This window comes from Rhodococcus sp. G6(2025) (assembly GCF_058628105.1).
In genome coordinates this window covers 4055399-4075663 of sequence record NZ_CP179750.1, presented here as the reverse complement: position 1 = coordinate 4075663, position 20265 = coordinate 4055399, and the positions used below count along the sequence as shown (strand labels likewise).

General features: G+C 66.4%; 29 protein-coding genes. 11 read left to right on the top strand and 18 right to left on the bottom strand.

The features are described 5' to 3' along the window. Positions 1-75 precede the first annotated feature (75 nt). Positions 76-1059, top strand: a complete 984-nt coding sequence (locus ACLIVD_RS18865) for a magnesium transporter CorA family protein (RefSeq protein ID WP_491930418.1) — start codon at positions 76-78, stop codon at positions 1057-1059. A gap of 602 nt (positions 1060-1661) precedes the next feature. On the opposite strand, the gene ACLIVD_RS18860 is transcribed toward ACLIVD_RS18865, so the two are convergent. Further along, positions 1662-2807, bottom strand: a complete 1146-nt coding sequence (locus ACLIVD_RS18860) for an RNA polymerase sigma factor (RefSeq protein ID WP_283332462.1) — start codon at positions 2805-2807, stop codon at positions 1662-1664. Between the two features lie 6 nt (positions 2808-2813). Next, the gene (locus ACLIVD_RS18855) at positions 2814-3221 is read right to left on the bottom strand and encodes a YciI family protein (protein WP_283332552.1); all 408 of its coding nucleotides are present in this window, start codon (positions 3219-3221) and stop codon (positions 2814-2816) included. A 269-nt stretch (positions 3222-3490) separates the two neighbouring features. Here ACLIVD_RS18855 and ACLIVD_RS18850 point away from each other — a divergent pair, with 269 nt between their 5' ends. Both ACLIVD_RS18850 and ACLIVD_RS18845 read left to right on the top strand, forming a co-directional pair. Further along, positions 3491-3715 carry a hypothetical protein gene (locus ACLIVD_RS18850; RefSeq protein WP_283332461.1) on the top strand — a complete coding sequence of 75 codons (225 nt, stop codon included), beginning with the start codon at positions 3491-3493 and terminating at the stop codon, positions 3713-3715. A 73-nt stretch (positions 3716-3788) separates the two neighbouring features. Continuing rightward, on the top strand, positions 3789-3938 hold the full coding sequence (locus ACLIVD_RS18845; RefSeq protein WP_283332460.1) for a hypothetical protein: 150 nt from the start codon (positions 3789-3791) through the stop codon (positions 3936-3938). A 12-nt stretch (positions 3939-3950) separates the two neighbouring features. Here the strand turns inward: ACLIVD_RS18845 and ACLIVD_RS18840 are convergent, their stop codons facing one another. From ACLIVD_RS18840 to ACLIVD_RS18830, 3 genes are all read right to left on the bottom strand, one after another. After that, entirely contained in the window at positions 3951-4631 is a 681-nt protein-coding gene (locus ACLIVD_RS18840) for an HhH-GDP family DNA glycosylase (protein WP_283332459.1), read from the bottom strand. Positions 4632-4642: 11 nt separating this feature from the next. After that, the gene (locus ACLIVD_RS18835; protein ID WP_283352800.1) at positions 4643-5092 is read right to left on the bottom strand and encodes an STAS domain-containing protein; all 450 of its coding nucleotides are present in this window, start codon (positions 5090-5092) and stop codon (positions 4643-4645) included. Between the two features lie 224 nt (positions 5093-5316). Continuing rightward, the gene (locus ACLIVD_RS18830; protein ID WP_280783168.1) at positions 5317-6042 is read right to left on the bottom strand and encodes a GAF and ANTAR domain-containing protein; all 726 of its coding nucleotides are present in this window, start codon (positions 6040-6042) and stop codon (positions 5317-5319) included. Positions 6043-6250: 208 nt separating this feature from the next. Between ACLIVD_RS18830 and ACLIVD_RS18825 the strand changes: the two genes are divergently transcribed. Continuing rightward, the gene (locus ACLIVD_RS18825) at positions 6251-7564 is read left to right on the top strand and encodes an HNH endonuclease (RefSeq protein ID WP_491930416.1); all 1314 of its coding nucleotides are present in this window, start codon (positions 6251-6253) and stop codon (positions 7562-7564) included. 114 nt (positions 7565-7678) lie between these two features. Next, positions 7679-9415: a cutinase family protein gene (locus tag ACLIVD_RS18820; protein ID WP_491930415.1), complete on the top strand. Its 1737-nt coding sequence runs from the start codon at positions 7679-7681 to the stop codon at positions 9413-9415. 7 nt (positions 9416-9422) lie between these two features. Here the strand turns inward: ACLIVD_RS18820 and ACLIVD_RS18815 are convergent, their stop codons facing one another. The 9 genes from ACLIVD_RS18815 to ACLIVD_RS18775 form a co-directional block, all read right to left on the bottom strand. After that, positions 9423-9869 (bottom strand): mycothiol transferase, encoded by a 447-nt coding sequence (locus ACLIVD_RS18815; RefSeq protein ID WP_283352803.1) that lies wholly within the window; start codon positions 9867-9869, stop codon positions 9423-9425. Further along, entirely contained in the window at positions 9866-10189 is a 324-nt protein-coding gene (locus tag ACLIVD_RS18810) for a DUF2207 domain-containing protein (RefSeq protein WP_280783171.1), read from the bottom strand. Before ACLIVD_RS18810 ends, ACLIVD_RS18815 begins: the two co-directional genes overlap by 4 nt. 38 nt (positions 10190-10227) lie before the next feature. Continuing rightward, complete coding sequence (locus ACLIVD_RS18805; RefSeq protein ID WP_280783172.1) at positions 10228-10377, bottom strand: hypothetical protein; 150 nt, start codon at positions 10375-10377, stop codon at positions 10228-10230. A 14-nt stretch (positions 10378-10391) separates the two neighbouring features. After that, positions 10392-10628, bottom strand: coding sequence for a DUF3618 domain-containing protein (locus tag ACLIVD_RS18800; protein WP_283352804.1), 237 nt, complete (start codon positions 10626-10628; stop codon positions 10392-10394). Further along, positions 10625-11068 carry a phage holin family protein gene (locus ACLIVD_RS18795; protein WP_283352805.1) on the bottom strand — a complete coding sequence of 148 codons (444 nt, stop codon included), beginning with the start codon at positions 11066-11068 and terminating at the stop codon, positions 10625-10627. Before ACLIVD_RS18795 ends, ACLIVD_RS18800 begins: the two co-directional genes overlap by 4 nt. Positions 11069-11144: 76 nt before the next feature. Further along, positions 11145-11645 carry a DUF6328 family protein gene (locus ACLIVD_RS18790; protein WP_283332452.1) on the bottom strand — a complete coding sequence of 167 codons (501 nt, stop codon included), beginning with the start codon at positions 11643-11645 and terminating at the stop codon, positions 11145-11147. 112 nt (positions 11646-11757) lie between these two features. Next, a complete protein-coding gene (locus ACLIVD_RS18785; protein ID WP_280783176.1) occupies positions 11758-12036 on the bottom strand; it encodes a GlsB/YeaQ/YmgE family stress response membrane protein in 279 nt (92 codons plus the stop codon). Between the two features lie 100 nt (positions 12037-12136). Beyond that, complete coding sequence (gene mbp1, locus ACLIVD_RS18780; protein ID WP_005570747.1) at positions 12137-12373, bottom strand: microaggregate-binding protein 1; 237 nt, start codon at positions 12371-12373, stop codon at positions 12137-12139. 41 nt (positions 12374-12414) lie between these two features. Next, complete coding sequence (locus ACLIVD_RS18775) at positions 12415-12954, bottom strand: Dps family protein (protein WP_491930414.1); 540 nt, start codon at positions 12952-12954, stop codon at positions 12415-12417. A 479-nt stretch (positions 12955-13433) separates the two neighbouring features. Between ACLIVD_RS18775 and ACLIVD_RS18770 the strand changes: the two genes are divergently transcribed. The 3 genes from ACLIVD_RS18770 (at position 13434) to ACLIVD_RS18760 (ending at position 15055) form a co-directional block, all read left to right on the top strand. After that, the gene (locus tag ACLIVD_RS18770) at positions 13434-13679 is read left to right on the top strand and encodes a cold-shock protein (RefSeq protein WP_009472643.1); all 246 of its coding nucleotides are present in this window, start codon (positions 13434-13436) and stop codon (positions 13677-13679) included. Positions 13680-13826: 147 nt separating this feature from the next. Further along, on the top strand, positions 13827-14258 hold the full coding sequence (locus ACLIVD_RS18765) for an ATP-binding protein (protein WP_164061353.1): 432 nt from the start codon (positions 13827-13829) through the stop codon (positions 14256-14258). Then, a complete protein-coding gene (locus ACLIVD_RS18760) occupies positions 14258-15055 on the top strand; it encodes a SigB/SigF/SigG family RNA polymerase sigma factor (RefSeq protein ID WP_283332451.1) in 798 nt (265 codons plus the stop codon). Before ACLIVD_RS18765 ends, ACLIVD_RS18760 begins: the two co-directional genes overlap by 1 nt. Before the next feature lie 10 nt (positions 15056-15065). On the opposite strand, the gene ACLIVD_RS18755 is transcribed toward ACLIVD_RS18760, so the two are convergent. Beyond that, complete coding sequence (locus ACLIVD_RS18755; protein WP_411194542.1) at positions 15066-15308, bottom strand: hypothetical protein; 243 nt, start codon at positions 15306-15308, stop codon at positions 15066-15068. A gap of 156 nt (positions 15309-15464) precedes the next feature. On the opposite strand from ACLIVD_RS18755, the gene ACLIVD_RS18750 reads away from it, so the two are divergent. Both ACLIVD_RS18750 and ACLIVD_RS18745 read left to right on the top strand, forming a co-directional pair. Then, positions 15465-15839 carry a hypothetical protein gene (locus tag ACLIVD_RS18750; RefSeq protein ID WP_491930413.1) on the top strand — a complete coding sequence of 125 codons (375 nt, stop codon included), beginning with the start codon at positions 15465-15467 and terminating at the stop codon, positions 15837-15839. 85 nt (positions 15840-15924) lie between these two features. Beyond that, a complete protein-coding gene (locus tag ACLIVD_RS18745) occupies positions 15925-16698 on the top strand; it encodes a GAF and ANTAR domain-containing protein (RefSeq protein ID WP_280783178.1) in 774 nt (257 codons plus the stop codon). A 19-nt stretch (positions 16699-16717) separates the two neighbouring features. Here the strand turns inward: ACLIVD_RS18745 and ACLIVD_RS18740 are convergent, their stop codons facing one another. From ACLIVD_RS18740 to ACLIVD_RS18730, 3 genes are all read right to left on the bottom strand, one after another. Next, positions 16718-18157, bottom strand: coding sequence for an alpha,alpha-trehalose-phosphate synthase (UDP-forming) (locus tag ACLIVD_RS18740; RefSeq protein ID WP_317567263.1), 1440 nt, complete (start codon positions 18155-18157; stop codon positions 16718-16720). Next, entirely contained in the window at positions 18154-18609 is a 456-nt protein-coding gene (locus ACLIVD_RS18735) for an STAS domain-containing protein (protein ID WP_317567264.1), read from the bottom strand. Before ACLIVD_RS18735 ends, ACLIVD_RS18740 begins: the two co-directional genes overlap by 4 nt. A gap of 369 nt (positions 18610-18978) precedes the next feature. After that, complete coding sequence (locus ACLIVD_RS18730) at positions 18979-19194, bottom strand: CDGSH iron-sulfur domain-containing protein (RefSeq protein ID WP_105417444.1); 216 nt, start codon at positions 19192-19194, stop codon at positions 18979-18981. A 24-nt stretch (positions 19195-19218) separates the two neighbouring features. Between ACLIVD_RS18730 and ACLIVD_RS18725 the strand changes: the two genes are divergently transcribed. After that, positions 19219-20265, top strand: coding sequence for an iron-containing redox enzyme family protein (locus ACLIVD_RS18725; protein ID WP_491932897.1), 1047 nt, complete (start codon positions 19219-19221; stop codon positions 20263-20265).

Below are 20265 nucleotides of genomic sequence, written 5' to 3'. Positions count from 1 at the left end.
TCCTCTCTCCTCGCATCCGCCGTGCGGGTGCTATGACAGAGGAGATGGTCTGTCCGTCGTGGCGAGGAGGCCGATATGGACGTCCGCTTCATCTCCCGTGACGGTGTGCGTTCGTGTGCGGTGACGGAACTGAGGGCGTTGCTCGACCGCCCCGACGGATTGGTCTGGGTGGATGTCCCGGCCTGGGACGACCAGGCGAACGACGCTTTGACCACGATTTTCGGCTTCCATCCTCTCGCCGTGCGGGATTCGATGAACCGCAATCAGGTCCCGAAGGTGCACAGGTACGAGGACCACTTCTTCGTGGTTCTGCACGCGCCGCAGTCGGGAGCGCACGGACACGTGCACTACGTCGAACTGGACCAGTTCATCGGCGGCCGGTACCTGGTCACCGTGCACGGTCCGGTGAATCCGGCGATCGATCCCTCGACCGCAATGGTCGAGGCGAATGCGGTGCTGGGCCGGCTGGAGTCGGGGAAGTTGCAGCCGGGCACCGCGTTCGAGTTGTCGTTCGCGTTGCTCGCCGCGTTGACGGCTCGGATGCGGGCGTACACCGCCGAGCTGACCAAGGACGTGTGGAAGCTCGAGCAACAGGTCACTGGCGGGCACCTCGGCAATCCGGAAACCTTTCTCGACGAAATGTTCCGGGTCCGACACGGTCTGCTCACGGTCGGCACCATGGCCGCGTTGAGCCGAGAGGTCTACGGCCGCATGGTCACCATCGAGGCGTTCGGCGCCGGCAACGGGCAGGATCTCCTGCTCGACGCGGTCGACCAGTTCCAGCATCTGACCGCGATGGCCAAGGGCCAGAAGGACTACCTCCAGGGCACGATCGAGTTCTACCAGGCACGCACGAACACCAAAATGACCATCGCTGCCGAGCGACTCGCCGTCATCGCGGCCGTCACGCTGCCGATTACTGCTCTGTCCTCGATCATCGGCATGAATGTGATCGTGAACGAACGGACGCAATGGCTCTCGGTTGCCGCGATCCTGCTCGTGATGCTCGCGATGTCCGGGGCACTGCTCGTCTGGGCGAAGCGTAAAGGCTGGTTCTGACGCGTGTAATTTTGCGTTCAGCGGGGGAGTGGCGAACTCGGCGGCAGGGCCGTGCCTGGGGTGGGGGAGGACGCGTGACCAGTTCGTGGCATTCCCACCATCTGCGACTCCTGCAGGCTCGTCGGAAATCGCCGCATCAAGTCCCCAAAAAATTCGACGGTATGACTCTGACTCGGACGGAACGCGTCGATTACCCGAATTTTGGTGGTCACCCCGCGGCGTCGGGGTAGTGGGACCCCTGTCTGCACCTCTCGACTAGTTCACAACTTGTTCGAAAGGCTTGGACGCAACGGGCCTCAGGCCGACGCCGGAGTAGGGGAGAGGACGCTGCCGGGGCCGGTGGAGCGGCCAGGGGTAGTGGAGCGACTCGCCCGGCATTCAGCCGAGTAGCGGTCGGCAGCGAGCAGGAATCGCGCACCCACCGTCAGCGCCCTTCATCTTCCGTCGTCGATATTTGACTCGGACCGTGACGGAACACCCAATTTTAACGAACTCGCGGGGTCGCCAACGCTCGCAGCAACCGTCGTCACCACAACCAGCACGGTTCCTTTCCATAGCCGATCACCACATAACCAGCGCATAGGAGACGGTGTGGTCGCTGCTCAACTACGCAGGTGTGCGTTGAGCCGAGCGGCCTGTCGCGTGAGGTGGTCCCGTTCGGGGAGGTTGGGCGCCGACCGGGCTGCTTCGGCGTAGAGCCGTGCTGCGGTGGCCGGGTCCCCGTCACGCTCGTGTAGGTACGCCGCGGCCGCGGAGTGCCGGGGCAGAGCGGGGTCGAGCCCCGACAGGGCGGCCAGGCCCGCCCTCGGGCCATCTGCCTCGCCGACGGCGACGGCCCGGTTGAGGCGGGCCACCGGGCTGTCGGTGAGGCGCACCAGTTCGTCGTACCACTCGACGATCTGCACCCAGTCGGTCTCCGTGGACGTCCGGGCGTCGGCGTGGAGCGCAGCAATGGCGGCCTGGGCCTGGAACTCGCCCAGTCGGTCGCGGGCGAGGGCCGACTGGAGTACGACGACGCCCTCGGCGATCAGGCGGGTGTCCCACAGACTGCGGTCCTGCTCGGCAAGAGGCACGAGGCTGCCGTCGGTGCGGGTCCGCGCCGGGCGCCGTGCGTGGTGGAGCAGCATGAGCGCGAGCAGGCCCGCGACCTCCTCGTGGTTGGTCTTGGCCGCCAGCTGGCGAGTAAGCCGGATCGCCTCGGCGGCGAGATCGATACTGCCGCCATAGCCCTCGTTGTAGACCAGGTAGAGCACGCGCAACACCGTCGCGACGTCACCGGGCTGGTTGAACCGCACGTCCGAGACGGTCCGCTTGGCCCTGCTGATCCGCTGGGCCATCGTCGACTCGGGCACGAGGTAGGCCTGCGCGATCTGACGCGTGGTCAGGCCGCTGACCGCGCGCAGCGTCAGCGCGACGGCCGAAGCGGGTGTCAGCGACGGGTGCGCGCACAGGAAGTACAGCTGGAGTGTGTCGTCCACCGCCTCGCCCGGGCCGGGGGAGGGCTCGGCGTCGACACGTTCCTCGCGGTGCCGCCGCGAGGAATCCGCGCGGGTGGCGTCGAGAAACTTGCGCCAGGCCACGGTGACCAGCCAGCCCTTGGGGTCGCGCGGCGGGTCGTCCGGCCATGCACGCACGGCCTCGATCAGAGCGTCCTGCACGGCGTCCTCGGCCGCCGCGAAGTCTGCTCCGCGACGAACGAGGACGCCGATCACGGTGGGGGTGAGGGTCCGCAGAAGGGCGTCGTCCACCGTGCGTCACTCCGTGACTGTCGGGTGCGCGGCCAGGAACGGACGCACCTCGAGCCATTCGTGGATCGGTTTCCCATCCGCACCCGGGGCCGCGGACAGCTCGCCGGCCAGTTCGAGTGCCCGCTCGTGGGTCTCGACGTCGATCACCATCCAGCCGGCGATCAGGTCCTTGGTCTCCGCGAACGGGCCGTCGGTCACCGGTGGTCGCCCCTCGCCGTCGTAGCGGACGAACGTGCCCTCCGGGGAGAGTGCCTGACTGTCGACGAACTCGCCGGTGCTCTCGAGCCGAGCGGCGAAGTCGTTCATGTACTGCACGTGGGCGGAGATTTCCTCCGGTGTCCACTGGTCCATGGGCACGTCGTTGACCGATGCCGGCGCGCCACGGTAGTGCTTGAGCAGCAGGTACTTGGCCATCATGTTCTCCTTGGTGCGGTGCGGCCCATTCTGGCCGTATTCACTCCGGGGACGAAGCGACGCGCGGGTTCTCGACATCCCTGCACGGAATTTTTCGATCGTCGCTTTCCGTGACGGACGGCCAACTGCTCCACCGTTCGACGATGATCCCCTCCGGCCCGCACATGGTGCAGATGGCACCGACTGGCGCGAGGGGCGTGTTGTGATGTACAACATACTCGTAAGTTTGTGACTCACGTCACTCCTGCTACCACGGGGTACGCCAACACATGACCCGCACCACGGTGCACCAGGACGATCAGCGCACGATGTCGCCGCCCCCTGCCGAGGAGCCGCCACACCGCCACACGCTGCGTCCGACCGTATACATCGCCTCTGTCTCGGCGGCAACCGCAACCGCGCCCGCCGTCGTCGTGACGGGATCCGTCCTCGTCGCAGTCGCCACCTCCGTGTCAGTGCTGGCCGCCGTAGTACTTGCCGCGCTCCTGATCTAACCGTCCGACTCGCGGACGCACCCTTCGACCACTACGCGGCACTCGCCGGCGCAGAAGACAGAAAGCACGTCACATGAACACCTTCACCACGCCCACCTCCGCTCGCAATCGCGGCTTCGCCCCCTCCCGTGGCTCGATGAGCACGGTCGAGATCAAGAACCGCATCGAAGCAATGTTCCGCGAGGACGACGAGCGCGAGTCGAAGGCAGTCCGAGCGGAGTAGTAGTGCCGGCTCTCAGCGCGTATTGCCGCGCACTTCCTCACGAAGTCGCGGATTGAGAGAGACCCGCACCAGGGCGGCCGCCAATTCCGCGACTCGGTCCTCCGAGGCAAGGGCGGACAGTGCGGCGGGATCGTCCGGTAGCCCCAATTCACGCGCAGACTCGGTAGCTCGCGTGTCGAAGTAGGGGCGCACCCACGTCCATACGTCCTGAACTTCCCGGAGGAAGATATCGGCGCCCACCGGGCCGATTCCGTCGAACTCCGTCAGTAACCGAATCGCGGCGGAGGTCTCCTGATCGCTGGCGCGGGCCAGCCGGCGCAGGTCACCGCCGTACTCGTCGTGGACTCGAACCGCGGCGGCGTGTAGACGGGTAGCCGTGCTCTCGTCATAGCGCACGTAACCTGCCCTGCCGAGTGCGGAGATGATCATGCGACGGTCCGCCGCGCGCATCGCGCGTGGGCTGCGCAAACCCGCTCGGAACAGTTCCCTGGCCGCCGCGACGGCGATCTCCGAGGAGATCCGCGCGCTCAGCAGCAAAGACAGCGTCAGCAGTTGGAAAAGAGGCGTCGGGGTGTCCTTCAAAGTCACGTGCGACTCGGACGCATACGTCGGACCGGCCGTGTCGAGAAGCACACGCACGGTCTCCGCCCCGCGTGCCTTCGGATGCCCACGAGTGGACTGCTTCCCGGGCATGTCGACTCCGATCAGCTGTGTGCGATTTTCTCCACTCTGTCGAAGGCGTCGCGAACCGTGCGGCACGTGGGGATCATCGCGTCGAGACCGATAGCCTCGATGGGCCGGAGCACCGCTCTATTGCCCGCCAGCGCCCAGGTAATGTGCTGCCGCTTGGCCGATTCCGCAAACTCGGACAGTATCGACAATCCCGAGGTTCCGACGAAGTCGACTGCAGTCATGTCGACGATGATGCGTGAGGAGGAGCCCCCGTCGGCCAGGTGCGCGAGGGCAAGCGCGAAGGAAGGGGCGGCGAGCACGTCGATGTCGCCGGAGATTCGTCCCACCGTGGCGTCGGCGTCCGGCGCGAATTCGACGGCGATCCCCAGTCCACGGTCGCTGGTGAGCATCTCCCGGGTGCGGTGGCCGGTGGCCCGCGCGGTGGGGGGAGTGACTCGGAACGACGTGTGTAATAGCTTCATGACCCTCCGATCGCGTGCACTCTATGGGAGTCCGTGCGCCGTGGGCCGAACGGAGCGCAGCGGCATCGAGACCGCAGTGGGAGTGCACACAATATCTGTCCACCGCGCACTGCTGCGGCCTCCGGACAATCTGCGGCTGTGTTCTCAACCACGCGCGATCTACATTACGTCTACACCAGATCGGCATCAACCGATTGCCAACGTGGTCGAACGGTGAGGGCGCGTCAGTCGAACTTCGAATTGTGATGCGTGATGACTTCCCGTGCGACGCCGGTGAGCTTGATGTTCATGTCCTGCGACGTCTTGCGCAGCAGGTCGAACGCCCTACCTTCGGAGATGTCGTGGAAGGCCATCAACAGTCCGATCGCTTTTCCGATCTCGCGGTTGCTGGCCAGGCCCTCACGCAGAGTCTGCGCTTCCTGGTGTTCGTGGAGCGCTGTCAGCGTCACCGCCGCGAACGCCGTGATCAGGATCGCCTGATCGATCGATTTGTCGGTGAATTCTCCGGGGTTGTCCGAGAACAGATTGAGTGCGCCGACCTTGCGTCCGCGGATCATGAGCCGGAAGCCGGCAGCGCCCCGGACCGGGGTTTCGGCAATGGCCCGACGGGCAAGGCGCGGCCACTGCGTCGAACGGGCGAGCTCGCTCTCGACCTGCGGTGCGTCGTTCTCGATCGCATCGAGGCAGGGCCCTTCCTGCTCGGCTCGTTCGAGCGCGTCGACCTGGGCTGCGATGTCATCGCTAGCGGCCACGGTGACGTGACGATCGTTCTCCTTCAGCATGAGGCTGGCGTGGGCACACCCGGGAACCAAAGTGGCAGCCGCATCGCAGATGGCCTGGTAGACCTGAGCGAAGTCGTCGCCGTTGTAGACCATCTCGGCCAGCTTCGCGAAGACGGCACTGGGTCCGTCGCCTCCGGTACGCGTCATCTCCGAAGGATCATTCGGCATTATTCGCCTCCCGAAGTGCACTAACGCGGCGTGAACCGGCGTCGCAATTCTCGCGACGTCCGATCAATTCTGCCAGAACGGCAACGACCACTAGGGGGCCGAGGGGGCCGGCATCGCACGTGGGGGAGTCGTTGCCCGGGTATTGCCATGCGTGCGGCAGCTAGCTAGGCTCGAACATGTATTCGAACGACCTTGGGGGAGGTTGGTTGTGGGGGCATTACTTCTCGAGGAATTGCGCGCATTCACGGCGCGGTTGCAATGTGCCGAGGCGGGTGGCGATGCGGGGTTGGGCATCGATCTGCTCGACGCGATCGAGGCGTTGAAGTCGGTCGGGTGTGCGGTGCAGGCGGTGATCACCGACAACGTCGCCACCCGTACTCGCGCGGACCGCAAGGCTGCCGGGTTGCCGCGGGCGGACTGGGACCGCGGCATTGCCTCGCAGATTGCGTTGGCGCGCAGGGAATCCCCGAACCGTGGCGGTCGGCATCTCGGGTTCGCTCAGGCGTTGGTGCACGCGATGCCGCACACCCTGGCCCTGTTGCGGTTGGGCCGGCTGAACGAATGGCGAGCCACGCTGCTTGTGCGGGAGACGGCGTGCCTGTCGGCGACGGATCGGGGCATCGTGGACCGCCGGTTGTGCTCGGACCCGGCCACTCTCGGCGGAGTCGGCGACCGCGGGCTGATCGCCCGCGCGAAGGCGTTGGCGGTCGAACTCGACGCCGCGGCGGTTGTAGCCCGGCATCGCACGGCGGTGTCCGAGCGTCGGGTCACGACACGGCCGGCCCCAGATTCGATGGCATATCTGAGTGTGCTGATGCCGGTCGAGCAGGCGGTGTGTCTGCAGGCCACGCTGGGTGGGGATGCCGACAGCCTGATCGCGACCGGGAACAGCGGCGGTCGCACCCGCAATCAGCTGATGGTGGACCTGTTGTTCGACCGCGGAACCGGCCGGGCCGCTGCGAGTGGTGTTCCCGTCGCGGTGAATCTGGTGCTCTCGGACGAGACCTTGCTGGCCGGCGGGCAGGAGGCGGCGCAGTTGCAGGGGTTCGGGCCGGTGCCGGCGGGGATTGCCCGGCAACTGGTGGCAGATGCGGTGGGGTCGGGTATCGAGGCCACCTTACGAAGGATTTACACCTGCCCTCAGTCGGGGGCGTTGACGGCGATGGAATCCCGGTCGCGGACGTTCCCGAAGAGCCTCGCGGCACTGATCGACCTCCGGGACCGCACCTGCCGCACCCCGTGGTGCGATGCGCCGATCCGGCACCACGACCACATCCGCTCACACCGAGAATCCGGTGCCACGACGGCAGACAACGGGTCCGGCCTCTGCGAGGCCTGCAACTACGCGAAAGAGGCGCCCGGCTGGGCTGCCCGTCCGATACACCGGCCCGGGCGCACCCACTTCATCGACCTGGGCACTCCGACAGGCCACCACTACCGATCGGCGGCCCCGCCGCTCCCGGCCGCGGCGCGAGAGTCGGAGGTCGAGACCCTTCTGATCACACACCTCCGCGCCTCGTGAACGACGCCTCCGAGACGGACGTGTAACGCCGTTGCTGCAATGTGCGACTTGTCTGTTAACGCGTTGACACCTACTCGGGTGTTCGACACGGGCTACGAACGGATGGGGTAGACCATGGAACGTCGCGTTTCAGCACGCAAGGTCGCGCATCGACGAAGGATCGCAGGCAGTCTGGTCGCGCCCGGCGCGTTGGGGCTGGCGGCGCTGCTCGCGACACCGTGGTCGAACCCGGGTTCACCGGCCACGACGTCGACAGCCTTGACCGCGGCGGCCTCGGACGCGTGCTACGACATGGTCAGCATCGCCGTCGCCGGCCGCGGCGACACCCCGCGCGACGGGACCCGGATGCTCGTGGCGCCCGACGGCACGCGGCTTCCCGCGTCGTACTCCAGCGACTACAGCAGTCCATGGATCGACGAGGTGGTGAATGCGCCGCAGCAATCCGTCGGCGGAGGGTCCTATGCCGCGGTCTACATCGAGTATCCGGCCAACATGAACTCGTACGAAGACGCCGTGAACGCCGGCGTCGACAACACCGAAACCGTGATGCGGTCGATTCACGCGTCGTGCCCGGACACGAAGTTCTCGATCGTCGGCTACAGCGAGGGCGCCGATGTGGCACGGCGGGTTGCGATGGAGGTCGGCAACCAGGACGGCCAGGACGGCTCGTACGACATTCTCGATCCTGCGTCCGTGGTCGGCGTCGTCATCCTGGCGGATGCCGGCCGCAACCTCGGGGGAGGGCCATTTCCCGGTTCGGAGAACGAATTCCGCAATCCCGACGGCTTCGACCTCGCCTACCAGTCGGGGCAGACGGGCACATCCGGGCGGGGAGCATTGCCCGGCACGTCGGGAAGCTTCGGTGCCCTGGACGGGAAGGTGGCATCGTTCTGCTCGGAAGGCGACCTGACCTGCTCCGCGCCCGAGAACATTGCGCTACTGCAGCTCGCGATCAACGTGGGACGGCAGCTGAACGTCGACTCGTTGCAGAAGGATGGGCTGACCCCCGCGACGGGACAGGATCTCGCGGTGGTGCTCGGGCAGATCGCCCTCGCCGCGTTCGCGGACATCCAGTCGCAGGACGATTGGATGCAGTCCGACGAGACGTTCCTCGACGTTTTGATCAAGGTGTCGGATCCGGCGTACAAGCCCGATAGCGGTGCGGCGCAATCGGACACGTCAGCTGGTCCGATCTCGTCGAATCAGGCGGTCGACCTGGTCTACCTGCCGGCGAAGGTGCGGAACGAGATCATCGGGTTCATTGCGGACAACCAGAACACGATCCAGGTGGCGATGAGCGACCCGTATCAGCAGACGCTGGGGGAGGGAACCGGCCATCACTTCGACTACTGGCGTGATGCGAACGCCGGCAGCGGGAAACCGCTGACTTCTGCCCAGTACGCCGCAGCCTGGTTGACACACCTGGCGCAGGAGGCGGAGAAGGGTGAGTCGCGCGCGGCCGCGGCGGAAGCGTCGACCGCGAAACTTGCCGCTGCCTCCACGAAGGAGACGGAAGCGGAAGCGGCTCAGGTCGTTCCCACCACCACGGACAGCGCGAAAAAGGCTCAGTTGGCGGGCAACCCGGTCAGTGCGACGACCACGACGACCAGCAGTTCGCCGACACCCACGACGACGGTCGCGACGACGACGTCACCGGAACCCACGACAGCGGTGGAAGTAGCCGCAGAAATCACGACGTCGGCATCGGCGCCTCAGGCCGTCGCCGGAACATCGGACGCATCCGTGGTGACTACCACCGCGGCGGAACCCACCGCGACCACTGAATCGGAGTCACCGACGACCACCACGCCGGTCGTCACCACGACGACGCTTCAGCCGGCGGCCGGGTGACGCCCGATCAGCCCCGGTCGGCTTCGCGTGCGGCGCGTTCGAGGCGGGTCCGGTAGGTCTCCCACCACATCCGGTCTTCTGCGGGCAGGTTGGTGTTGTCCGCGCGCAGGCCGACCGTGCCGTCGACGAGTTCGCGGACGATGTCGGCGTGCGCCCACGCTGTCCGGTACTGCCCGACGATGTATTCGCGTGACTCGCCGGGGGTCGCCCACATGTCCACGTTGTCTTCGGCGTGGTCGGTCACCCACGGTGGGTATTCGACGGATCGGCCGAAAGTCTTGCCGAAGTAGCCGATCTCGACGCCCGTCAGGTGTTTGACCAACCCCAGCAGATTCGTGCCGGTCGGGGTCATCGGCCGGCGGATGTCGTATTCGGACAGCCCGTCAAGCTTCCACAGCAGGGCGTCGCGGGCGGCTTGGAGGTAGTGGTGCAGGTCGGCCTTCGGATCTGTCAATGCCCTTCCTGATCGGTCAGTTCCCTGCCTTCGAGGGCCTTGACGCGGCGCCGTTCGAGGAGCACGAGACCCGTGCCGATGACGAGGCAGAGGACGCAGGCGATTCCACCGATCAGCGCCCAGCCCTCGAATCCGTAGCCGGCCGCGACCAGCGTCAACCCGAGTACGGCGATTCCGGCGGCGATCAGGATGTATCCCGGCCAGTTGCGGCCGTCGGTGATCGCCTCACCGGCATGGTTGCGCATGGTGTGCGCATCGTCCTGCGGGTGATGCTCGGAGTTCAATTCCCGGCTGGGCCCGTTGTCCGGCTGATACGTCACTACAGTCCTCCTGTGCGCGAGCGGTGATCTGAGTTTCATCAGTCGGTCTCGGTTTCGGCGTCGGCGGAGTCCTCCGCTAACTCGGGTGCGTTCTCGCGCGTCGCCATGCCGCCGTCCTTGCCGTGATCGGCGGGACCGGGACGGCCACCCTTGGGCTCGTCCGTCTCTCCGTGAGTGTCTTTGGTCATGTTCATGCTCTCCTTCAGTGGCTGTGCCGACGGCGTTGTCGCACGGCGACGTAGGCGACGACGAATGCGCTCACGAGTCCGGCGGCCGCGACACCACGGGGTTGCTGCCGGACCCGGTCGAGTTCGTGGCGCGCGCCGGCTTTCACGCGGGCGGGCACGTCCACTTTGCGGTGCAGCGCATCCACCGTCGATGCGAGAGCGGCCCGTTGTTCGGCGACCGAAGGTTCCGGTTGGGGCTGTGGGTCGCTCATCGAAGACCTTCCTTGACGGTGTCGACGTCGGTGCGAACGCTGTTCGCCGTCCGCTCGGGTACGGGCGGCAACGCGTTCTTGGCGCGGCGGGCTCCGACCGCCGCCACGACACTGCCCACCACGATCAGCACGGCGGCCACGATCAATGCGGCCAGCCACGGGTCGAGTGCCGTCGCCAGTCCCAGTATTGCGGTGGCGACGAGGGCCCCGAATCCGTACAGCAGGACCAGCACGCCCGCTCCGGAGACTCCTGCTCCGATCCCGAAGCGCGTTCCCTTGTCTTTCACTTCGGTGAGGGCATGGGTCATCTCGGTCCGTACGAGTCCCGTGACCTGATCGGTGAGTCGTTCGACGAGTTGGACCGTCGACAGCTCGTCGAGATCGTGTGCAGCGCCGGGTGGCTGGACCCGCGGGGCATCGCCGCGATGGATTTCGGTCATGTCCGTGCTCCTTTCTCGTCTCCGCTCCGCCTACCCGGAAGCCTTACCGGCAAAACACAATGCCTCGCCGGCCGGCTCACCGATGCCGCGACTGCAGGATTGTGCCGAAGCCCCAGAGTCCACAGAACATCGCGAGGGCCGCTGCGGCGGCGACGGCTCCGGCGACGGGTGAGATCACGAAGCTGAAGATCAACGCGACCACGCCGATCAGCGCCAGCCCGAGGGTGGCGATGCCGCAGATCGCGAGGCGATGCGACGCAGAGACGAGATCGGGGAGAGCGTGCCGGCGGAAGAGTAGGCGGTGCAGGCCGGCAGGGGCCACCAGGAGCATGGTGGACGTCACCGACAGAGCGACCGTTGCCAGATAGATGGCAACCTCGCTGTCCGAGAGGTCCTCGAAACGTTCCTGGAACGGCAACGTCAACAGGAACCCGGTGAGGAGTTGCACACCGGTCTGCACGACGCGAAGTTCCTGGAGAAGGCCGCTCCAGTTCCGGTCGAGTCGTTGAGTCTCGGTCTCGTGCCTGGCGCGGAAGTTCCAGTTCGCATCGTCCCGATCCGGTCCTCGACTGTCCATCCCCCACGAGTACCCATTGACGGCCTCGAGGGCACGATTTCGTGTGGAATACGTGACGAAAACCGGGCCTGCCCATCGTGAGATGGACAGGCCCGGTTCCGGAGTACGGGGACTAGCGTCGCCCGGCCGCGCTTCGCCCGGTGACGAGCTTGACCAGGAACAGGAGTATCACCGCGCCGAGGAGGCAGGTGAAGAAGCTGAACCAGAGACCGCCGCCTTCGACGTCGGTGCCGAAGAGGCTCAGGATGAAGCCGCCCAGGAGGCCGCCGACGATTCCGACGACGATGTTGAGGATGATGCCCATCTGAGCGTCGGTCTTCATGATCTTGCTGCCGATCCACCCGGCGAGGCCGCCGATGATGATCCAGCCCAGAATTCCCAGTCCTAGCACGTATCAGTCCTTTCGGGGGAGAGTGGTGACCGGCGATTGCCGATTCCACTCGGAGAAGAGACGCTCGGTGCGGGCCGGTCGTGAACCGGCCCGCACCGTCTCACTGTTCGGCGCGTTGGCGTGCTTCCTGCGCTTCGGCCTTGCCTCGGGCCTTCTCGGCTTCGGCTTCCTTTGCGGCCGCCTCGCGCTGGGCCGCCGCCTTGTCCTGCTGCGCCTTGCCCTCGCGGGTGAGGTCGTCCTGACCGGACACCGCACCCGCGGCTTCCTTCGCTTTTCCCTTGACGTCTTCGACGACGCCCTTGACGGCCTCTGCGGGACCGCTGTTGTTCTCAGCCATGTTCGTCACCTTTCGGTTGTGGGCGGAAGAATTGTGGGTACTCACCGCGCTTGCGCGGCTGCCTGCTTCTCGGAGTGCGCGCCGTCGTTGGACAGGCTGCCGCCGGAATTCTCGAGGTGGGCGCGTACGAACCACTGGAACTTCTCGAGTTCACCGGTCTGCCCGATGAGCAGATCCTCGGTGATCGGGTCGAGGTCGCCGGTCTCGGAGATCGCCTTGCGGTTGCCTTCGACGACACCGCTGTAGACGAGGTCGAGTGCACCGAGGTGCGCCTGCGCTGTGTCCCGCTTCACCGAGTAGTCGTCCCACGTGCGGTCGCGGGCGATTGCGGCAGGGGTTCCGTCGGGCGATTTCCCCAGCGCGGCGATGCGTTCGGCGACGGCGTCCGCGTAGCCCCGTACCAGCTCGACCTGCGGGTCGATCATCTCGTGCACGCCGATGAAATTCGGACCCACGACATTCCAGTGAATGTGCTTGAGCGTCAGATGCAGATCGTTGTATGCGCTGAGCCGCTTCTGAAGTATGTCGGCGACTCGCGCGCCCTGATCGTCGGAAAGACCTGGCACGGTGAACTTCGACATTCTCGGTCCTCTCTTTCGCTACTACCTGCCGGCGGAACTTCGAGGCATTGGGTGCCCCGCTCGGTTGTCGGGGGGCGAGGCGCCGGATGACTCACCGCGTACCCGTGGAGAGAAGTCTCGAATCGCCGGGACCCCGCCTCGCCGCAACCTGCGATCGTGCCGAACAACGTTCCTGACTCGATCGCTGAAGTTCCGACAACCCGACCGTACTACAAAATCTATGTCGAGCAAATCAGATCTTCTGCGGTGTCGATCGCGGATGCGCTGTGGTCGGCAGATCTCGATTGTGCAAACGCTCCGCCCGAATCGCCCCGTACCCACAAGAGAGGCACTATTTTCGGTCTGATTCGACCAAAGGGTCGACCGTGCGCACGCCGAGGAGGAGCAATGCTCAACGTGACTCTGCTTGTGGTTCTGCTCGTTGCGAGTCTGGGGGGCGGCGCTGCGCTCCACGGCCTGGCCGATCGAAGGGCGGCACGATGAGTGCCGGGCACACGCTGCCTGCGCGGCAGTCGACGGCATTGCGCACGGGCACGGTGCGATGGTTCAACGCCGAACAGGGTTTCGGTTTCCTCGCCCCGGCCGACGGATCCGACGACATCTTCGTGCACGTCTCCGAAATCGCCGGCGACGGCCACCGCATTCTCGAGGAAGGGCAGCGCGTCAGCTTCGCCGTCTGCCGCACCGAGACCGGCGACCAGGCGCGCGACGTCCGGATCGCCTGAGCCCACCGAATCGAGTTCGTCGAACCCGCAAGTCGGGACGCATTCGGCACGCGCTCGCACTTTCGTTCGCCGGCGGGTTGAGGGTCGCGGCAGCTGGGTACGCTGCCGAGGAGTCGCAGAAACCGACGACACAGACGTGGAGTGCAGATGGCCGAGGTCGACGAGGTTAGACGAATGAAAACGAGATCCGGTGTGCCCGTGGAGCTTCGTGTGGCGGCGGAGTTCGAACAGTTGCCTGTGGTGCGCGCCGTCGCGGAGACTCTCGCCGTTCTGGGAGACTTCACGCTCGACGACGTGGCCGATATCAAACTTGCCGTGGACGAGGTGTGTTCGGAGCTGATCGCGGCTGCGCCGGGAAGTGCCGAACTGACGTGTTCGTTCGCCGTCACCGAGACTGGGTTGCACGTGACGATCAGTGCACCCCTCACCCGCGGTGGAGTGCCCAACCGGGAAAGCTTCGGCTGGCACGTGCTCGAGACGTTGATGAATGCGGTTTCGGTATCGGAGGGACCCGTCGGCAACGGGTCCGTAGAACGGACCGTGGCGGTGGAACTGGTCAAATACCGGGGCACCATCTAGTGTCACCGGTTTCGGAACGCAGCGAGCGGCACCGTCCCGGCAGAGACGACTACAAGGACGTGGCGCCCGCGGTGGCGCGCCTGCGAGCCCTGGACGCGTCGTCCGGGGAGGCGTCCGCGCTGCGCGACGAAGTCATCACACGCTGCCTTCCGCTCGCCGATCACATCGCCCGAAGATTCGGCGGGCGCGGCGAGGCGCACGAGGATCTGCTGCAGGTCGCCCGGCTCGGGCTGGTCAAGGCCGTCGACCGCTTCGATCCGGACCGCGGCTTCGACTTCGTGTCCTACGCAGTGCCCACGATCATGGGCGAGGTTCGCCGGTATTTCCGCGACACCGGCTGGTCGATGCGGGTGCCCCGGCGCATGCAGGAACTCCACGCGTTGATCACCAAGGCCGTCGACGAGCTGTCGCAGGAACTGGGACGGTCACCTTCGGCCAGTGAGATCGCCGCCGAACTCGAACTCGACGTCCGCGAAGTATCCGAGGGCCTGCTCGCAAAAAATGCCTACCAAACACTGTCGATGGATGCGGCCATGGGTGATGATCCCGACGACCTTCCCCTCGCCGAGACGCTCGGCGAGGAGGATCCGGAGCTCGCGAACGTGGAAAGTCACGCCGCCGTGCGGCCGGCGCTGCAGAAACTTCCGCCGCTCGAACGCCGCGTGCTGATGTTGCGGTTCTTCGGATCGATGACCCAGACGGAAATTGCCCAGCGCGTGGGCGTCTCACAGATGCAGGTCTCGAGGATTCTGGCGCGCACCCTCTCCGGACTGCGGGAGCAACTGGGCGGCGGCTGAACACCCCGGGTCAGCCACCCAAACCCGCGACCGTCGATTCGAGCGACGCGGCGTGGAACTCCAGATCGCTCTGCGAGCAGTCGCGGTCTTGCGGGAGTTGCTCGCGCAGTTCGGCCCGGGTCACGATGACCAGGGACTGATGCTCGTCGCCCAGCTCACCCGAATCGACGATGGTGGGGGCGCCGCTCTGCAGGATCAGGGCGGGATCCGGCAGTGGCGAATCGAGAAGTGTCTGCAGGTGCGTCGCGGTCACGTGGGTGTTCATAGTGCCCGGCATACCCGGAGGCGCCGCGTTCGAACCGTGTCGGTTGGTGCTGCCGCGACTCGGGCGCACGGCACCTGGCGATCGCGCTCGGCGCCGGCACCGGGGGGCGGTGAACGCGCTGGTCTCGACGACGCTCTGGACGCCGTGGCCTGGACGGGGAAGAGCGCGCGCGCCACCTCGCTGGCGCTGGCACCGCAACCCCCGTTCGGTCCTCTCGACCCGGAGATCCGGGAGAGCGCGGCCGCGTTCGTGGACGCACTGGCAGACGTGATCCGAGCCGAATTCGCCTTCGCCGACAGCCGCGACGCTCATGTCGCCGCCTGTCGGGCCGCGGAGGAACGGCTCCGCAACTTCGAGGATGCGGTGTCCTCCCACCGCGGTCTCACCCGGGGTTCGTCGATGAGCGCCGGAAGCATCCTCCGGCCGTCGGCGGCGGCGCTGAGTTTGCTGACCGGGGAATCTCCCCCCTCACCGTCCGGGACGGGATCGGTGGACGAAGGCGGTCCCCGGGTCGAGTAAAGTCTTCTCGACGGTAGAGACAACTGCTGCGTTCGTTCAGTGGGTGTCCTGTCGGTTACACCCGGAATTTGAGGTGTATCCGAGAATGACCGAGACTGCGGGTGAGCGCCCTGAGTCGTCGATGTCCCCTGATCTCGACAGCGCGACGATCGCTGCCCAGTTGGGCTCCTTGGCAACCGCGTTGGACGAGTTCAATCGCAATTCCGGTTCGCAGGTGGAGATGAGCCTGTTGCTTCAGCGGGTCTGCGATCAGGTGGTGGACGCGATCGCCGACGCCGACATGGCCGGGATATCGCTGCTGCGCGACGGACGGGTGGTGACCGTCGCGTACACGGACGAGGCGGTCCGTGAGATCGACATTCAGAACTTCCAGGCCATCGACGGCGACTACTTCGGTGTCGCCGGAACGCGGAAGGTCGTCAAGGCCCGGCTGGGGGAGGCTGCGGCCCGATGGCCGTCGGTCGCGGACAATCTCGACCAGGCCGGCATGCGCAGCTTCCTGTCCGCGCCGCTCGCCGTCGACGAGGCCCTCGCCGGCACACTCAACATCTACGGGCAGGGGGATCACGGGTTCAGCGAACTCGACGCGGTGGTGCTGCTCGTCTACACGACGGCGATCGAGGGCCTGCTGAGGAGCGCCCGCAGCGTGGAGTTGGCCAGGAACGAGGTTTCGGGCCTGACGAGGGCGATGAAGTCCCGAGCGGTCATCGAGCAGGCCAAGGGAATCGTGATGGCGCTGCGGGGCGTGCCCGCAGACCAGGCATTCGAGATCCTCGTCGCGCAGTCGCAGCAGGAGCACGTCAAGTTGGCGGAGGTGGCCCGCCGCATCGTCGACTCGGTGACGACGACTCCCGAATGAACCGAGGCGGACAGTGCGATCAGTCCACGACCGGGGACAGCGAACCGAGGAAGGACTGCGCCCAGCGGTGCACGTCGTGGTCGAGCACCTGACGGTGCAGTCGCGACATGCGGCGCCGTCCCTGCTCCCGCTCCGGGTCGAGCGCGGCCATGATGGTGTTCTTCACTCCGTCGAGGTCGTGTGGGTTGACCAGGTAGGCGCCCCGGAGTTCGGCGGCGGCACCGGCGAACTCGCTGAGCACCAGCGCACCACCCAGATCCGCGCGACAGGCGACGTACTCCTTCGCGACGAGGTTCATCCCGTCCCGCATGGGGGTGACCAGCATGACGTCGGCGGCCAGGAACAGCGCGATCAGCTCGCTGCGATCGACCGGCTGGTAGAGGTAGTGCACGAATGGCCGGCCGATCTGACCGTGATCACCGTTGATGTGGCTGACCTGCTCCTCGATGGAACTGCGCATCTTCATGTAGTGCTCGACGCGTTCACGGCTGGGGGTGGCGAGCTGCACCATCGCGGTGTCGGACGGATCCAGGCGGCCCTCGTCGAGGAGTTCGCCGAGCGCCGAGAGGCGCAGGTCGATGCCCTTCGTGTAGTCGAGTCGGTCGACTCCGAGGAGGATCTTGCGGGGGTTCCCGAGCTCGCGGCGGATCTCGGCGGCCCGTTCGACGATGGCAGGATCGGTGGCCTGTTCGACCAGTTGCCGCGAGTCGACGGAAATGGGGAACGCGCCGACCTGCACGACCCGGTCGTCGAGTGTCACCTTGCCGAGTGCGCTGCGCACGCCGACGCCTGCGGTGGTGGTGTCGAGTCCCAGAAGCCTGCGCGCCAGGAACAGGAAATTGTTGGCGCCGCCGGGGAGGTGGAAGCCGATGAGGTCGGCCCCGAGCAGCCCCTCCACGATCTCCTTGCGCCACGGCAACTGCATGAACAGTTCGACGGGCGGGAACGGGATGTGGAGGAAGAACCCGATGGTCAGGTCGGGGCGCAGCTCCCGCAGCAGGCGGGGAACCAGCTGCAACTGGTAGTCCTGCACCCACACGGTTGCGCCCTCGGCCGCGGTGCGCGCGGTCTCCTCGGCGAAGTGGCGGTTCACCTCCAGGTACGAGTGCCACCAGTCCCGGTCGAAGACCGGTGCCACCAGCACGTCGTGGTACAGCGGCCACAGCGTCGCGTTCGAGAATCCTTCGTAGTACAGCGCGACCTCGTCCGAGCTCAGCTCCACCGGGTACAGGTCGATCCCGCCGGAGACGATCGGTTCGACCTTCGTGTCGGGCACACCGGGCCAGCCCACCCAGGAACCGCGTTCCCGGTCGTGAAGGATCGGCTCCAGTGCTGTGACGAGGCCTCCGGGGCTCCGCTTCCAGCGAGTCGTCCCGTCGTCGAGTGTTTCCATGTCCACGGGCAGCCTGTTGGCGACCACCACGAAGTCGGACGTGCCGTGCGGAGCAGTGTTCTTCACGCCGAGCGCCCACCCTGGTGAATTCCCTGGGCGACCAGCAGGAAGGCGTCCTCGAGGTCGGCGCAGAACGGGATCTGTGCAGCCATCTTCATCGCCGTCAACGGCCTGCGGAGAGCGTTGTTGCCCGTCACCGCCCACGGCACGGTGAGCCTGCGGGCGCGGGCGGCCATGGTGCCGAGTACCGGCAGAGCAGACGCGCAGAAGAACTGCACGTCCGTCAGGTCGAGCACGAACGGAAGTCGTTCGCTGATCGCCTCGTCGAGATGATTCCCGAAGGTGTGCAGCGTGGTGACGTCGATGTCACCGGATATCCGGACCACGAGGGTCCCGCCGGCACCGGGCGCACTGACGACGGAGAGCCGCCCGTGCTCGGGCTCGACGGCCCAGCTGAACAGCGTCGAATCGTCGGCAGGGTCGTAGTGTGTCGGCAGCGCACTGAGAACAGATTTCATGTCGTTTCCTCACGGTCGAGCGACGTTAGGAGACAGGCACGACATAAGGCGCGTGAACCGTGCCCGTCCATTGCGGCTGGGGGCTCAACCGTGCAGGACTCCGACGTTACCCCATTGTGTCAACGGCGGGGGCGCGCTTTTCTGCGCAGGATCGTCACCGATGCCACGGCGGCCGCGCTTCCGCTTGTCCCACTGCACTTCTCGGTGTCCAATCGGGGTATCGAACCGGAGCGCGGCGTAGCTTGTTCGCGGAGTGGGTAATCGGGACGGATGGAAATCATCGCCATCGTGATCCTTGTCGGCGTCGTGACGTTCGTGATTGCCCGCCGCCGTGCGCACAATCGGAAACGGAACTGATGCGGGTCGGCCCTACGGGCGGCGCCGCTTCTTGTGCGAACTGTCGCAGAAGGGAGCGATGCTCGTCCGCCCGCACCGGCACAGCGCCACGGTGGCCCGATCGGTGCCGAGCGGGTTACCTTCGGGGTCGAGGATCCGCGCGGCACCGCGCACCAGCAGTGGACCATCGGGGCAGACCGTGATCGTGACGTCGGATTCGTCGGCCCCGGCACTGGGAATGGAGTTCATATGACTACCTTGCACTCTCCGTCGATGTCGGACACGGTCGCGCAATCGGGAACGTCCATGCCCTTTCCGAAGCCGCGCGGGCCCGTCAGCGACCTCCTGTTCTCCATTCTGCGCGCAGACGTCGCCGATGCCGAGCCGTTCGTGGCGGCGGCACGCTCCCTCGCCTCGTCCGCGCGCGACAGCCCGCGGGCGTTCCTCGTCGACGAGGACGCGCAGATCTGCCTGACCGCGCTCTACGAACTGCACCTGCAGGGGATCACCGGTGTCGGCGACGAATGGGAGTGGAACAGCGACCTGATCGCCGCCCGGTCGGCGCTCGAGGTTCCGTTCGACGCCGCGATCCGTGACGTCGCCGACGCGCCGACCGGCGCCGACGACGTGGTGGCGGCACTGTGGGCGATGACCGCCCCCAGCACGGCGCCCGGGCTGTCCGGTCACATGGCCCACGAGGCGGATCTCAACCAGTTCCGGGAACTGCTGATCCACCGTTCCCTGAACCAGTTGCGTGAGGCCGACGTGCACACACTCGGCATTCCGCGACTCGCGGGCGCGCCGAAGGCGGCGCTGGTGGAGGTGCAGTCCGACGAATACGGCGGCGGCAGACCCGAGCGGATGCATTCGGCGCTGTTCGCCACCACCATGCGTGAATTCGGGTTGTCCGACGACTACGCGCACTACATCGACGCGGTGCCCGCCGTGACGCTGGCGTCGCTGAACGCGCTGTCCCTGTTCGGCCTGCACCGCAGCCGACTCGGGGCCCTGGTGGGACACCTGTGCGCGGTGGAGACCACGTCCGCGTTGCCGAGCAAGAAATACGCCGCCGGACTGCGCCGCCTCGGATTCGGGAAGGCGGCCACCCTGTTCTTCGACGAGCATGTGGAGGCCGACTCCGTGCACGAACAGATCGTCTGCCGCGACCTCGCCGGCGGACTGGTCGCGGCCCGGCCCGACGTGGCCGACGACATCCTGCTGGGGGCCGCGGCCTGCCTCGCCTTCGACGACCTCGTCGGCGACCACGTCGCACGGTGCTGGGAGGAGAACCGCACGTCGCTGCGGCAGCCGCCCGGTTGA